Annotated in this window: 10 protein-coding genes and 1 pseudogene; 7 read left to right on the forward strand and 4 right to left on the reverse strand. The window is 46.7% G+C overall.

The window, feature by feature from the left end; genetic code table 11:
• The first annotated feature begins 425 nt into the window (after window positions 1-425).
• Window positions 426-950, forward strand: a complete 525-nt coding sequence (locus LAY57_RS27730; protein ID WP_249070410.1) for a hypothetical protein — start codon at window positions 426-428, stop codon at window positions 948-950.
• A 63-nt stretch (window positions 951-1,013) separates the two neighbouring features.
• On the opposite strand, the gene LAY57_RS27735 is transcribed toward LAY57_RS27730, so the two are convergent.
• Window positions 1,014-3,065, reverse strand: a complete 2,052-nt coding sequence (locus LAY57_RS27735; RefSeq protein WP_249070411.1) for a PAS domain-containing hybrid sensor histidine kinase/response regulator — start codon at window positions 3,063-3,065, stop codon at window positions 1,014-1,016.
• A gap of 270 nt (window positions 3,066-3,335) precedes the next feature.
• Here LAY57_RS27735 and LAY57_RS27740 point away from each other — a divergent pair, with 270 nt between their 5' ends.
• Entirely contained in the window at window positions 3,336-4,265 is a 930-nt protein-coding gene (locus LAY57_RS27740) for a cobalamin-binding protein (RefSeq protein WP_249070412.1), read from the forward strand.
• 442 nt (window positions 4,266-4,707) lie between these two features.
• Here the strand turns inward: LAY57_RS27740 and LAY57_RS27745 are convergent, their stop codons facing one another.
• Window positions 4,708-4,926, reverse strand: coding sequence for a hypothetical protein (locus LAY57_RS27745; protein ID WP_249070413.1), 219 nt, complete (start codon window positions 4,924-4,926; stop codon window positions 4,708-4,710).
• 200 nt (window positions 4,927-5,126) lie between these two features.
• Between LAY57_RS27745 and LAY57_RS27750 the strand changes: the two are divergent.
• Window positions 5,127-5,600, forward strand: a pseudogene (locus LAY57_RS27750) (SDR family oxidoreductase); the annotation flags it as partial.
• On the opposite strand, the gene LAY57_RS27755 reads toward LAY57_RS27750, so the two are convergent.
• Window positions 5,587-6,033: a hypothetical protein gene (locus tag LAY57_RS27755; RefSeq protein ID WP_249070414.1), complete on the reverse strand. Its 447-nt coding sequence runs from the start codon at window positions 6,031-6,033 to the stop codon at window positions 5,587-5,589. The pseudogene LAY57_RS27750 and the gene LAY57_RS27755 sit on opposite strands and share 14 nt — an antisense overlap.
• Before the next feature lie 72 nt (window positions 6,034-6,105).
• On the opposite strand from LAY57_RS27755, the gene petN reads away from it, so the two are divergent.
• The 4 genes from petN (at window position 6,106) to LAY57_RS27775 (ending at window position 9,833) form a co-directional block, all read left to right on the forward strand.
• Complete coding sequence (gene petN / locus LAY57_RS27760; RefSeq protein WP_249070415.1) at window positions 6,106-6,195, forward strand: cytochrome b6-f complex subunit PetN; 90 nt, start codon at window positions 6,106-6,108, stop codon at window positions 6,193-6,195.
• Between the two features lie 4 nt (window positions 6,196-6,199).
• Window positions 6,200-6,346: a hypothetical protein gene (locus tag LAY57_RS27765; protein ID WP_249070416.1), complete on the forward strand. Its 147-nt coding sequence runs from the start codon at window positions 6,200-6,202 to the stop codon at window positions 6,344-6,346.
• Window positions 6,347-6,687: 341 nt separating this feature from the next.
• Window positions 6,688-8,892, forward strand: coding sequence for a bi-domain-containing oxidoreductase (locus LAY57_RS27770; RefSeq protein WP_249070417.1), 2,205 nt, complete (start codon window positions 6,688-6,690; stop codon window positions 8,890-8,892).
• A gap of 29 nt (window positions 8,893-8,921) precedes the next feature.
• The gene (locus tag LAY57_RS27775; protein ID WP_249070418.1) at window positions 8,922-9,833 is read left to right on the forward strand and encodes a zinc-binding dehydrogenase; all 912 of its coding nucleotides are present in this window, start codon (window positions 8,922-8,924) and stop codon (window positions 9,831-9,833) included.
• A gap of 226 nt (window positions 9,834-10,059) precedes the next feature.
• Here LAY57_RS27775 and LAY57_RS27780 read toward each other — a convergent pair whose 3' ends face one another.
• Complete coding sequence (locus LAY57_RS27780; protein ID WP_249070419.1) at window positions 10,060-12,834, reverse strand: protein kinase domain-containing protein; 2,775 nt, start codon at window positions 12,832-12,834, stop codon at window positions 10,060-10,062.
• Between the last annotated feature and the right edge of the window lie 199 nt (window positions 12,835-13,033).

A 13,033-nucleotide genomic window follows, 5' to 3' on the forward strand; every position in this document is an offset into this window, starting at 1 on the left:
GGCTAGGGGCTAGGGAAGAGGGAAGAGGGAAGAGGGAAGAGGGAAGAGGGAAGAGGGAAGAGGGAAGAGGGAAGAGGGAAAAGCTTGACGAAGTAAGGGATTATGAACCAGAGGTAAGAGTTGGGGTTGCCCTAACCGCCTTGGCGGTTGCTATATTTTGAGTTTACAGCTTGGATGCTAGTTATGTATTTACGTACAATTACTTTAATTATATTAATTTTAATGTGATTAATGTAACTTTATCAAAAGTTTGCTTTAGTACCGAGTGTAGGGTGCGATACCTCTACCCAGAAATAGCAGTAAGGTGATATTTCTAGATGAATCGGGGCAATATTGCGATCGTAACTTACAAATCATTGAGAAAATTTTTGACTATTTAGCTGACGTAATAGCAGAAGCAATCAATCTTAATTCAGAGGTAAGGTATGTTGGTGAAAGCATCTACTAATTTAACAAACGATCGGCCTGAGCCTTTTCAGGGGGTAGTTGGTTGGCCTGAAAACAATACAGATTTGATTGAAAATTACCAAAGCTACTCGTCACCAAAAGAAATCACGGAAGAAGAAGAAAAACAACTAAATCTAATTGATGAGCAAATAGCTCGCGCCGAACGGGAAATAGAGTACAAAATGGATCTTGATGAATTTAGGATAAAGTTCATCGAAAAAGGGGATTTCAGCGGTCGGCTTAAGAACTGGCAGATGGCAGAAGCTGACTTCTGCATCAACTGGCTCAGTCACAAAAAGCAACAGTTAGAGCAGGAAATGGATCGTGATATCCAATGGCTGAAATACAAATACGCAAACAAACTTAAACAGTTTGAAGACCAAATTGTAACAGCTCAAAAATATTACGATCTTGCTTATCAGCAGTGGCTCTCAGAAAACTGGCAGTTACAAAACGCTGATGCAGATAACCTGCTACACCCAATTGCACAGTTAAGTAAGTAAGTAAAACTGCCGCACCCTTAGAAACCCAGTTTCTGGGTGTTCAGTTTATTTACGCTTACCTAATTATTTAAGATATCGCATCAAGATTGACTCAATTTGGGCAATTCCAATTGGCTTAGTAAAGTAGTCATTAGCTCCGGCAGCCAAACAATGTTGCCTCTCACTATCCGATTCAGTTATCATGATCACGGGCAAGTCTTGTAAGTTCGGTTCCTGTCGCAGTGTTGTCAGTAAATCTATTCCGCTTGCGCCATGCGATAAATGTAAATCCAACAAAATAAAATCGGGTTTAAAGGTTCGTACCTCCTGCACAAACCCTACACCATTTGGAAGATGTTTTACCTCGTAGCCAATAGCGTGAAAATAATTTTCTAATACTAAGGCACTGCGGTTATCGTCTTCGACAATTAAAATGTGCGCTCTATCAGTTAGAGGTTTTCGGTTGTGAGTTTTTAGCTGTCGGCGATCGCTTACTCGATCCCTTGCTTCTGGGGAGGAATGCTGCTCTAGCTCTACTCTACTGAGGACCTTGAGCCGACGCTCCGGCAGAAAAAGGGTGAATTGACTGCCTTTACCCAATACGGATCGCACCGTTACATCACCGCCATGCAAAAGGGCCAGTTTGCGAGTCAGCACTAAACCCAAGCCAGTACCTTCATAGCGACGGTTGAGGTCACTATCAAGCTGGCAAAAAGATTGAAATAGCAACGGCAGATGTTCTGGGGCAATGCCGATCCCTGTATCGGCTACGGTAAATGCGATCGCTCCGGGTACTTTACGGACAATCAGCTCCACTTTGCCAGCGGGTGTGAACTTAATCCCATTGGAGAGGAGATTCAGCAGCATTTGCTTAACTCGTCGCTCATCCGCAACGCAGAAATCCGCTTCGGGATCTACTTCAATTGTCAGTTGCAGCCCCTTGGTAAAAGCTGCCTCGTACACCAGGCTTAGGCAATAATTACACAGTTCTGACACACTTATTGGCATCAGAGTCAGTTCTTCTTTGCCAGCTTCTACTTTGGAAAGATCGAGAATATCGTTAATCAGCGCCAAAAGATGTTCGCCACTGCTGTGAATGCAGTTGACGTATTCCTTCTGCCTCTTATTGAGAGCGCCAAAAATTTGTTGTCCCAGCAGTTGCGACAATCCCAGAATGGCGTTGAGCGGCGTTCGCAATTCGTGGCTCATGTTCGCCAAGAATTCGCTTTTGGAGCGACTCGAAGTTTCGGCATCTTCTTTAGCTTTTCGCAGTTCTAGTTCTGTCTGCTTGCGCTGGGTAATGTCGCGGACAATGCTGAGTACTTCCTCTTGGCCACTGACAACGAGCCGAGCCTCATAATGGCGCAGGTTGCCACCGATCGTTAGTTGATACTCAAAAATTTGGCTCAAGCCGGTTTGTAACGCTTGCTCCATGTGGGACATAATCTGCTGACTCAGGTCACCTGGCAGCACTTCCGCTACTTTTTTACCTAAAAATTGGCTCGGATGCAGGTACAGATCCTCTTCTTTGCTAACTTTGAAGTCTAAGAAGGTGCCATCTTGATGGACGCAAAACATTAAATCTGGTATTGCGTTCGCAAGGGCGCGATTTCTGGCTTCACTCTGGCGTAGGGCCGCCTCTGTACGTTTGCGATCGGTAATATCTCGCTTAATCGCCACATAGCAGATGGGGTTGTCCGCATTATTACGGACTGCGAACGAGGACACTTCAATGTATAGTACAGTCCCGCTTTTGGTGCGACTGATGATTTCGGCACGGTGAGAGCCATACTTGACAAGTTCCTGAAAAAACGACGCGCAAAAATCGCTGCCAGTATGAATAGCCTGTGTTTTCCCCCGCAACTCCTCATCTGCGTAACCCAATAAGGCTCTATGGGCTGAGTTCTGTTCGACGTAGTGCCCCTGCGGATCGAGAATGGCGATCGCATCGTTAGAGTTGGTAATAAACTCTCGGTAGAGGGTGAGCTTTTCCTCTGTCTGCTTGGGCGTTGTGATGTCTCGCATCGTGTTAACCGTCAAGAGAACTTGCCTTGCCCTATCTCTAATACTTGCCCTATTGGTATTCATCCACTTTTTCTCACCCTTGGCATAGGGTACAACTAGCTTTTGCTCCATGCAAACTTCACCCCAGAGGCGCGAGTGATTAAGTAGCACCTTTAGGGTAACAATTGTGCTGTTAAGATTGCGAACCTTTCCTGACCAAGCACATCCCTCTACAGGTGAAGGGGTTTCAACATTAAATTAGTGCCTGATTATGGCTGGATCTACTTTTTTGTAACAATTTCTTTATAAAAAATCTTGATCTCACTACGCAACATAGGAAGGATAACAAATTTAAAGATTAACGCTACTTTAAAAGTACTTGTCAAAATAGTAGTTGCAACAATGACTGATGCAAAAAATCTGAGAATTGTCTCTCTTATACCCAGTGCAACAGAGATTGTAGCACTGTTGGGCCTAACTGATGCTCTGGTAGGGCGATCGCACGAATGCGACTATCCGCCGGAAATCCAAGACCGTCCTGTTTGCACCCAAGCCCGATTAAATTCCTCCCAACCCAGCGCCCAAATCGATCGAGACGTTACCTATCTCCTGCAAAACGCCCTCAGCATCTATGAAATCAAACTAGACCTCTTAGAAAAGTTGCAACCAACACACATTCTCACTCAAGATCAGTGCGATGTCTGTGCCGTCAGCCTATCAGAGGTGGAAAAAGCCGTCGCCCAACTTACCCACGCCCAACCCCAAATTATTTCCTTAAAGCCCAACCTGCTAGACGATGTGTGGGCAGATATTCAAAACGTTGCCGAAGCGATGGCTGTCGGCATACCGACTTCTCTATCAGATTTACAGTCTCGTGTCAAAATTTGCGAGCAAAAAACTCAGCCTAGCTTCGATACAAAGCGTCCCATCGTCGCTTGCATCGAGTGGACAGACCCCTTGATGATAGGCGGAAACTGGATTCCAGAATTGGTAAAATTAGCAGGCGGTCAGCCTCTCGTTGGCGTACCCGGTCAGCCTGCCCCTCAGTTGCAATGGGAATCTCTGGTAACGGCCAATCCAGATGTGATTATCTTTATGCCCTGCGGCTTCGATCTCAACCGCACCCGTCAGGAAGCCACTATATTAGCCCAACGTCCAGAGTGGCAGAATTTGCAGGCCGTAAAGACCGGAAAAGTCTACATTACAGATGGTAATTCCTACTTCAATCGTCCTGGGCCGCGATTGGCCGATTCGGTCGAAATTTTGGCTGAGATTCTACACCCGGAAACCGTTCAATATGGTTACAAAGGCAAGGCTTGGGAGATTTTGTAGCTATTATTGGTCATTGGTCATTTGTCATATCATGTCCGGTTGCATCGGTAGCGTAAGCGTGATGCGAGAAATTGTCTGTTGTCATCGAGGGTTAAATTTTTACCACAGATGAAGACAGATGAACACAGATGAACACAGATAAGAGAGTTATTTTTTTTAGACAACCGATGCCACCGGACATGATATCATTTGTCATTTGTCATTGGTAAAAAACAAATAATGTTTCACTTGATTTTTCGCTAATGACTAAGTTGGTGGGCATAATTAAACGTAAAACTGCCAATCCCTTAGAAACCGGGTTTCTCTTAGTTCAGTTTATTTACGCGCACCTACTTACAGCACCTTTCAGATCGGTAAGGTACATAGAAACCCGGTTTCTTAAAGAAACCGGGTTTCTGGCCTGTATTTCATAAGGGCTGCAAGCTGCTGTAATGACTAATAACTAAAGCAGTTCATCTTCATTTTCATTCACCAAGAATACCAAGCTGAAAAGAGGCAAGACTGCCACAGGCAACAAAGCCAGGAATACTATGCACTTTAATATAGTGGATATAGACACCTTGGCATTCTGAATTAACAGGTGGCACTTGTTAAGGAAGTTTTTGACAGCCGAAGTGCCTAAATATTCAGTTTCACTAATCGAATGACTGAGCCTTAGCATGGCACTGCACCTCCAGCTACGCTTTACAAAAAAAATTATTTCTTACTTTCTTTATCATTACTCTTTTAAGAGGCAAAATTAATAAATGATAAGAAAGTAAAATAAAGTACAATAAAGTACACAATAATATCGGATTCTTGACAATATCCAACCTTGGCGGAGCGAAAATGCGATCGCGCCATAATTTTTTATCCTAGAAAGGCCAACCTATCCGCGCCGTCATCAGTACGATTGGCGGTCTGCCGAAAGATGGAGAAAGGGCAGATTATTTGGGTAACAAGAATCTCATTGATGCAGCGGTAAAAGCAGGAGTGCAAAAGTTTATCCTCGTTTCTTCGATTGGCAGCGGCAATAGTGCAGTCGCCCTACCGCCACAAGCAATGCAAACTCTAGCACCAGTTTTGGTGGAAAAAGAAAAAGCGGAACAGCATTTGATTGACAGCGGACTGACTTACACTATAATTCGACCTGGTGGATTGAAGTCAGAACCAGCCACTGGCAACGGGGTACTGATCGAGGATTATAAAATCGCCGGGACAATTCACCGTGCTGATGTAGCGCAGTTGGTTTGTGGATGTCTATTTTCCGAACGTGCTAACAATAAAGTTTTCTCCGCTGTTGACCGAAATATGATACACGGTCAAGTAGAATTGGAGGAATTTAGCTTGACTTAAACGGTTTTACCCAACCGCGAGAGATAACTAAGTCGAGAGTAAATCTGGCGATCGCAAATAATAAAATACTCTCGACCCCCAAAACACCGAATGACCAAAACCCATTCTGGAAATTCAGCCCCACGTCCACCTGGGCCGATCCCCGCACCAGCCCAAAAGCTAGCACCGCCCCATCTTCAAGGTGGGAATTTCGATCCTCGCGGATGATGTAGCGGTAGGTGATGCCGAACAGGAAGCCGCTTAAGCAGGCTATGGCCCCACTCAAGAGCAAGTTCGCTGCCGTCGATATTTCCAAATCGGCTAGCGGTTCAAACTGCTTTGCCAAAACTAGCTGATTTCCCAGCGCGATAATACCATAAGCCAGAGAAAGAGACAAAGCAGCAAAGCTTCCTGACTTGACAGATTCAATCCGTTCTGCTTGCAAGACGTTCAAAGTGAAACTCCATCACTTCAAAGTATGATAAAGCTTAGAGTCATCTTGGAACATTTGGTTTAACGCACAGCTATGGATATTCTCTCACTCGGTTGGGTTTCGCTGCTTGTTTTGTTTACCTTCTCGATCTCTATGGTGATTTGGGGCCGCAACGGTTTCTAGAAAAGTGGAAACTTCAACACTAACTGTTCTTTCTTTGGTTGCCTTTGGGCTGTTACTAGCAGTCTCAGGCGGAGTCATATATCTGACGGCGGCAGAGTGGCGCGATCGCAGGCGTATAGACCGCGATAAGCGCTCTTCTGGCGGTCGTTAAACATTTTCTCAGGGGCTAGAGGGAAATTTTCCCAGCCCCCATTATCCCCCCAGACCTAAAGGGGAGAGCGATGGTATAGCAACCGCCAACGCGCTTAAGGCATTCTGAATTCCTGAAACCCTTGATTATAAACACTTCTTTCCCTAGTCCCTAGCTATACAACAATCTGAGCGACGCAGATGTGAGTAAAATTCAAACAAGTTATTCTATCCGCTACTGGGTTGTTTCGGCGAAAAAGACTTCTAGTTTTCCTGTGGTTTTCCAAAATAGGAAATTGAAGATAGTGAACTTGCAGCCCTAGTAGAAAAACCTTTTGTATAGGCTCAAAGCGGTAAATTTTTATGAAAAGTCCGTTGGAAATTTTGGAATCAGCCCGCGATCGCGTACAGCAAAAGCTAGAAGGGAAATTTGGGCCAACAACTACGGTTCGGGGCGTGAGCGTTCAGTTTCCGGCTAAAGAGAAAGCGACGCTTGAGCCAATAGAAGTAGCACCGCCCGATCGCAAGCAGGTACTGATAGGAGCAACGTGCAGCCTTGTCAGTCCCGGAACAGAAAGAGCAAGCTATCTCGACCTACCAAATACCCTTGGTAGCTTTCCCCGCATACCGGGCTATTGTTTTGTGGGTAGCGTCCTGATGTCCGGACAAGGGAGCGGTGTTCAGTCTGGAGATATGGTTGTTGCTTGGGCACCCCACGCCAGTCTGGCAGTAGTGCCGGATGAAAAGGTAATGCGCTTGCCAGAGGACGTACCTGCCGAACGGGCAGTCTTCACAACCATTGGCGCGATCGCCCTGCAAGGATTCCGCAAAGCCCACCCAGAGCCAGGAGAGTCGGTAGCAGTTTTGGGCGCCGGGCTGATCGGACAACTCACGCTCAGGCTGGCAGCCATTGCAGGCGCTTATCCGATCATCGCGATCGCACGCAGCAAACAGCGTCTGGAAATGGCCCTGCGTAGCGGTGCAGATAGAGCGATCGCCACCGCAGACGAACCAGAAGCACTTGAGAGAGTTAATGCCGATGTGGTAATCGAACTTACCGGAGTTCCAGAAGCGATCGGCGACGCGATCCGGGCTGTAAAACCGGGCGGACGCATCGTTCTCGTTGGCAGCACCAGAGGAGTGACCGAAGATCCAAAATTGCTAGAGGCACTCTACAAAAAAGGAGCGGTGCTGATTGGGGCGCACTTTGCCACCAACCCGCAATCATCAACATTTCCAGGCTATAAATGGCCGATGCGGGGGGCGGAATGGGGAGCGGTGCTGAATCTAATTGCCGACGGTCGCTTGGTCGTAGACGACCTGATTACAGAACGGGTGGAGCCGCCGGAGATTCCCGAAATGTACAAGCGGCTGGGGAAAGAAGGCGATCGCTCCATCGGAGTATTGATCCGTTGGGATAAACCGGGAGACTGGACGCCCCAATTCCATCGGCAGAGCTTGGCAACATCGATAATCACCAAGTTGCAGAAGCAACCCGAACCTGTTCCCATTATTCCTGGGCTGCGATCGTCCACGCCACCCTTGCGAATTGCGATGGTTGGTTGCGGCGAAATTGCCTTGCAGAACTCCAAAGCCATCAAAGCAGCATCAAACACCTCGATCGTCCACGCAATGGATCTCGATATCAGACTGGCAAAGCGATTGGCTAGTCTGTACGAAGCACCTTACACCACCAATTTTGAAGAAGTACTAGCCAATAAAGATGTCGAGACCGTCTTCCTGGCAGTACCCCATCACCTGCACGCCCCGATGGCGATCCAAGCTATGAAAGCTGGCAAGCACGTCATCGTCGAAAAGCCGATGGCAAACAACGTTGCTGACTGCGAAAAAATGATCGAAGTCGCCCGCGAAACTGGCAGCATTCTCTCCGTTTGTTACTGTCAGCGGTATAGTCCAGCCCTGATGCGGGCAAAAGAACTGATCGAAAAAGGAGCGGTTGGACGCATTCTGGGTACATCAATTACTTTCGGACAAGTTCGCAACGAATCTTATTGGACAGTTGGCTTTACCGGACGGGTAAAAACAGACTGGCGCGGATCGCGGGAAAAGGCAGGGGGAGGCGTTCTAATTATGAATTTGTGCCACACCCTCGATTACTTCCGCCATTTGACAGGATTGGACGTTAAACAGGTTTTTGCCGAATACGCTACCCTTACCCACCCAGTTGAGGTTGAAGACATTGTTTCGGCTACCTATCAATATGAGGGGGGTGCAATTGGCACGCTTTGCGGCTCCACCCACGTTGTCGGCGCAAGGATGGATGAAGAGCGCGTCTGGGGTTCAGACGGTCAGATTGTACTGCGCCCAATTCTGAAATTCTGCTCGCAACGTGCAGTTGATGGCTATAGCGCCAACCGCTGGCATGAGGTGAAAGACCTTCCGCCACCCAGAGAGCGCGAAATCTTTGTGCAGCGATTTGCAGAAGCGGTTCGCGCCGGAAGAGAGCCAGAGGTTTCGGGCAAAGACGGACTGGCAGTGCAGCGAATTATCGAAGCTGCTTATGCTTCCCAGCAAAATGGACAAGCGATTAAAGTTCAAGAGTCCTAAGTCCTGAATCTTCTCTTTAGCCAGAAATTATGCCAGAAACCCAAGTTTCGTCAATCCAAAATCCAAAATCCAAAATCCAAAATCAAGGAGGCGTCAGGCTGCGAGTTGTGCGATCGCTCCTTGATTTGACTAATATCCAGTCAGAGGGGAATCCTCAATTACCAATCCCCGTTATCGGTCGCGTCATTGAGTCTACAGCACAGGGACTAGCAGTTGATTCCCTCGTCTTAGCTCCTGGCAACCACTCCCAGGAATGCACCGCACCAGCAGCAGCTTGCTTGCCCTTGGAAGCCGGAACCGATCGAAGTGCGGCTCTCCTGGCGGGTATGGCAGCTCCCTGCTTGGCGGCAATGCGACGAGTTGATTTTGAAATCGGAGTCCACGCCGTCATTCTCAGTCTCGATTTATACGGACTATTGCTAGTTTCTACCAGTCGCTTAGGCGGTGCCGGAAACATTAGCGCCTTGGATAGCCGCTCCGAGCCCCGCGCCCACGCAGAAAAGCTCGGTGCTGGGCGGGTGGCCTCTCCAGAGGAACCGGGTTGGCCGGAAGCGCTGGTCCAGGGGAGCAGTCGCGGCGGGGCAGATGTTGTTTTTGTAACGGGAACCGCTCAGGGACAGGTCGAAGCAATTTTGCCCAAATGCCGCAAGGAAGCTCGCGTTCTGCTGCTTGCCTCTATGCCAACGGGTGCGATCGATCTTTATCACAGTATCCACACTCCCGGCCGAACTCTTTTAGGGCTAGAACCGGAGACAGAACCGGATCGGCAGTGGGCTATAGATGCCGATCGTTTATTACGCCTTTCTCAAGCTGGACGCTATCGTCCAGAGGGGATAGTAGGAGAGTTAGTGAAAGCGTCGGAGGTTTACCCAAATAGCACAGGCTTGTACGATCGCACTTCGTCAACCTCACTAACTGTCGTGCTTGATTGGGAGAGTTGATGGGGGAGGGAATTGCCGAGCGGTGATTGATAAGCTGCTACGCATTTAATTTGTATATTTAGGCTGATGGGGAGATGGGGAGGTGGGGGAATGGGGAGAGGGATTGACGCTTCGATCGCAAGATTAGAAATATACAAATTAGATGCGTCTTAGTTTATCATGTCCGGTAGCATCGGTTACCTAAAAAATTCCCGCTCTGCATCTGCGTTCATCTGCTTCCCAGTCCTTAATCCAATTCGATTTGGGCAAAATGCTCTAGCAGCAGTCGGTGGACGAAGATGTAACCGCCGCCTACTTTTTGCAAAAAAATGCGATCGGTCCCCCAGTCAAGGAAACGAGCGTAGTTCCAAGGTATATACCCGTTCAAGTAGAGGACAAGGCGCAGAACGAAGTGCTTAATACAGGCTTCTCCTCCTCCTGCTATCATTCCAAAAGATAGTCCAAAAGTTCCCCAAAAAAAGATTGGCCAGTTCAATATCTTAGCTGCAATTCCTAACATCAAAAATCCAATCAAGCCGAAGACGATCGCATTCTTAAGAGACTGCCAAATACCTTGATTGGCAACAGCGATCGTTTGGATAGAGGGAGAAGTCATCCCGCGAACTAGCCCAAAAATTATACCTATAATACTGGCAAAAACTATGCCGCGAATCAATGAATAAAACAGAAAATTCCTCATGTGAGGTGCAAAAATTTGCCAATGCAACGGGTGAAAAATCAGCTCGTAAGGTAATTTTAGTATCAAGCCAAAAAGTAAGCCAAGCATCAATCCGCGAATTATATTCCTACTGCCGTTGTTCCATGACCATTTGAGACTTTCAACCGGATTAATCCGATTAACCCCTAAAATTGGGGCTAAAATCACCGGAATCAAAATTAGCCAAAAAATTACCCGTTTTATCGGCAATAACATCTGACCGATCAGTCCGCCCACTATTAGAAAAATCATCAAAAGGCCGAGAGAATATATCTGTTGTTGCAGTTTGGTTCTCAACCATTTGGGCTGCATTCGCTCGATTAAAAAGACCGTTTGAGACTCTTGATACATACTTTGTGCCAACCAACTTAGCCAGCGCATCGATCGCTCTTGTGAATATTCAGAATTAGGACTGCGGCGATCGAACATTCTTTTAATATAATTATCAAACAAATGTTGGCGGCGTTCTGCCAAGTTCATACCGGGCAAGTCGGTAATTGACATACCTTGGTAAGCGAGGGTAATGATACTCAAAATCAGAGGCGATCGCGCTAATTCTTGCAAAGTGATATCTGTTTGCAATGCTGTATTAACTGCTGCTAAATCCTCGCCAGCAGCCGCTAAATATTGATGAATTTGCTCTAAATTTAGGGGTTGGATGAAGACAGCACCTTGAAAGTGCAGGCGAGTTGAAAGTGCTTCGTAATCTTTGATACGGCTGCAAACTACTATTTCTGTTTGTCCGTGTTCCTGGATGAATTGGTTGATAGCTTGAACGCACAAATCGCGCCGCTCATTACTTACTTCATCTAAACCATCCAACATCAGCAATAATTGCTCATCTTTCACCCAAGCTTGACCAATTTGCTTGGAAACTTGATATTTTGTATTGAGTTCTTGTACCAGCCAATTGGCCAATGAACTTATTTTGTCACGCTTAGCTAAGCCTTGCTTTTCAATCGTCCAAGATGATAGGTTAAACAGTACAGGTATGGGATGGTTGATGTCTCGATTGGCACGATTAATTAAGTCGCGAGCAAGTTCCAAAAGTGTCGTTGTTTTGCCTCCACCTGGTTCGCCTAAAATTAGCAGCGATCGTCCTTCGCCCAGTTGGTCGAATTGGTTGATTACTTTGCTTTTTGGTGGTAAAATTTGTCTGGGGATATCTGGCGTTTCCCAGGCCATGCCCCAAGGACTTGCGATCGCATCAAGGCGTTTTTCCAAACCGAGTTCAATCAGCGCTTTGCCATGTAAAGAACTTTCCAGCACTCCTTTAATCCAGTAATTTTTGACTTTGTTGAGCAAGATCTGGCGGTTGCGATAATCTTGCCTACTGTCGGGATTTTTCGTTTCTGAGTTAGTTTGGTTAGTGCTAAGAAATGTTCGTGTTTCTGGATCTGTCGCGTTACTCGTTTCTGCCTGAAATGATGGTACAATAGGAGAAGGTGTAATTGTTTTTGGTAATTGCGGTAACACGCGATCGACAGGGTGCAAAGCTAAGAGCATTTCTCTGGCACTGGGATAGCGTTCTTTGTGATGCGATCGCACTGCCCGCTGTAAAACTGCTGCTAAACTTGAACTAATATTGCGATCGTTACCACTAAAAATAGTTTCCCCTGTTTTAAGGTTAGCCTTTAAATCTTGGGGACGTTTCCCAGTTAGCAGATAGATAGCAGTCATCCCCAAACTGTAAATATCGGTAGCGTAGACAGGTTTACCAGCCGCTTGCTCAGGTGGCATATAACCCATTGTACCAACCACAATAGAGCTAGTAACTTCCCCTAGAATATCCATCCCAGCATACATCGTTTCTTTCGCAATACCGAAATCAATTAAAACTGGTTTGCCATCCTTTTCTCGCAGAATGATATTGGCAGGTTTGATATCGCGATGGATGATACCTCTGTTGTGAATATAATCGAGAACTGGTAAAATATTTAATAGTATTTCCTTCAGTGCCCCTTCGCTCAGCACCCCATCCTCTTTTACCTTTTGATTTAGGGTAACGCCTTCAATCCACTCCTGAACTAAATAAAATTCTCCAGCTTCGGCAAAATAGGCGTACAACTTAGGGATTTGGGCGTGTCCCTCCCCCAGTTGCTCCAAAATGGCCGCTTCCCGCTGAAATCGCTCCTTAACCAGTTGGTAAACCTGCGGCTTGTTAGCGACGGGTTTGAGCTGCTTAATCACACAGAGACGACGGGAAGGCAGATGGGAGTCTTCCGCCAGAAAGGTTTCGCCAAATCCACCTTTTCCTAGCGCCCGAATAATACGGTATCGGTTGTTCAGAAGCGCTGATGTCATTTATAGCTAGGGGCTAGGGGCTAGGGGCTAGGGGCTAGGGGAATAAAGGTGTAGTATAATCAAGGGTTTCAGGGATTAAGAACGTCCTAACTACCTTGGCGGTTGCTATAATTTCAAAGTACCAACTTCTACTCTATCAGAATCATAGCTACAGAACTTACGCAATTGGCACATTAAACAGAGGTAAGTAGTTGCGATG

This window comes from Argonema antarcticum A004/B2, from assembly GCF_023333585.1.
In the GTDB taxonomy this organism is placed as follows: domain Bacteria; phylum Cyanobacteriota; class Cyanobacteriia; order Cyanobacteriales; family Aerosakkonemataceae; genus Argonema; species Argonema antarcticum.

What these genes read in the sequence shown, in the direction of transcription:
- LAY57_RS27730 (WP_249070410.1), top strand. Translation starts at nt 426, where the DNA reads ATGTTGGTGAAAGCATCTACTAATTTAACAAACGATCGGCCTGAGCCT.
- LAY57_RS27735 (WP_249070411.1), bottom strand. Translation starts at nt 3,065, where the DNA reads ATGGAGCAAAAGCTAGTTGTACCCTATGCCAAGGGTGAGAAAAAGTGG.
- LAY57_RS27740 (WP_249070412.1), top strand. Translation starts at nt 3,336, where the DNA reads ATGACTGATGCAAAAAATCTGAGAATTGTCTCTCTTATACCCAGTGCA.
- LAY57_RS27745 (WP_249070413.1), bottom strand. Translation starts at nt 4,926, where the DNA reads ATGCTAAGGCTCAGTCATTCGATTAGTGAAACTGAATATTTAGGCACT.
- petN (WP_249070415.1), top strand. Translation starts at nt 6,106, where the DNA reads ATGGATATTCTCTCACTCGGTTGGGTTTCGCTGCTTGTTTTGTTTACC.
- LAY57_RS27770 (WP_249070417.1), top strand. Translation starts at nt 6,688, where the DNA reads ATGAAAAGTCCGTTGGAAATTTTGGAATCAGCCCGCGATCGCGTACAG.
- LAY57_RS27775 (WP_249070418.1), top strand. Translation starts at nt 8,922, where the DNA reads ATGCCAGAAACCCAAGTTTCGTCAATCCAAAATCCAAAATCCAAAATC.
- LAY57_RS27780 (WP_249070419.1), bottom strand. Translation starts at nt 12,834, where the DNA reads ATGACATCAGCGCTTCTGAACAACCGATACCGTATTATTCGGGCGCTA.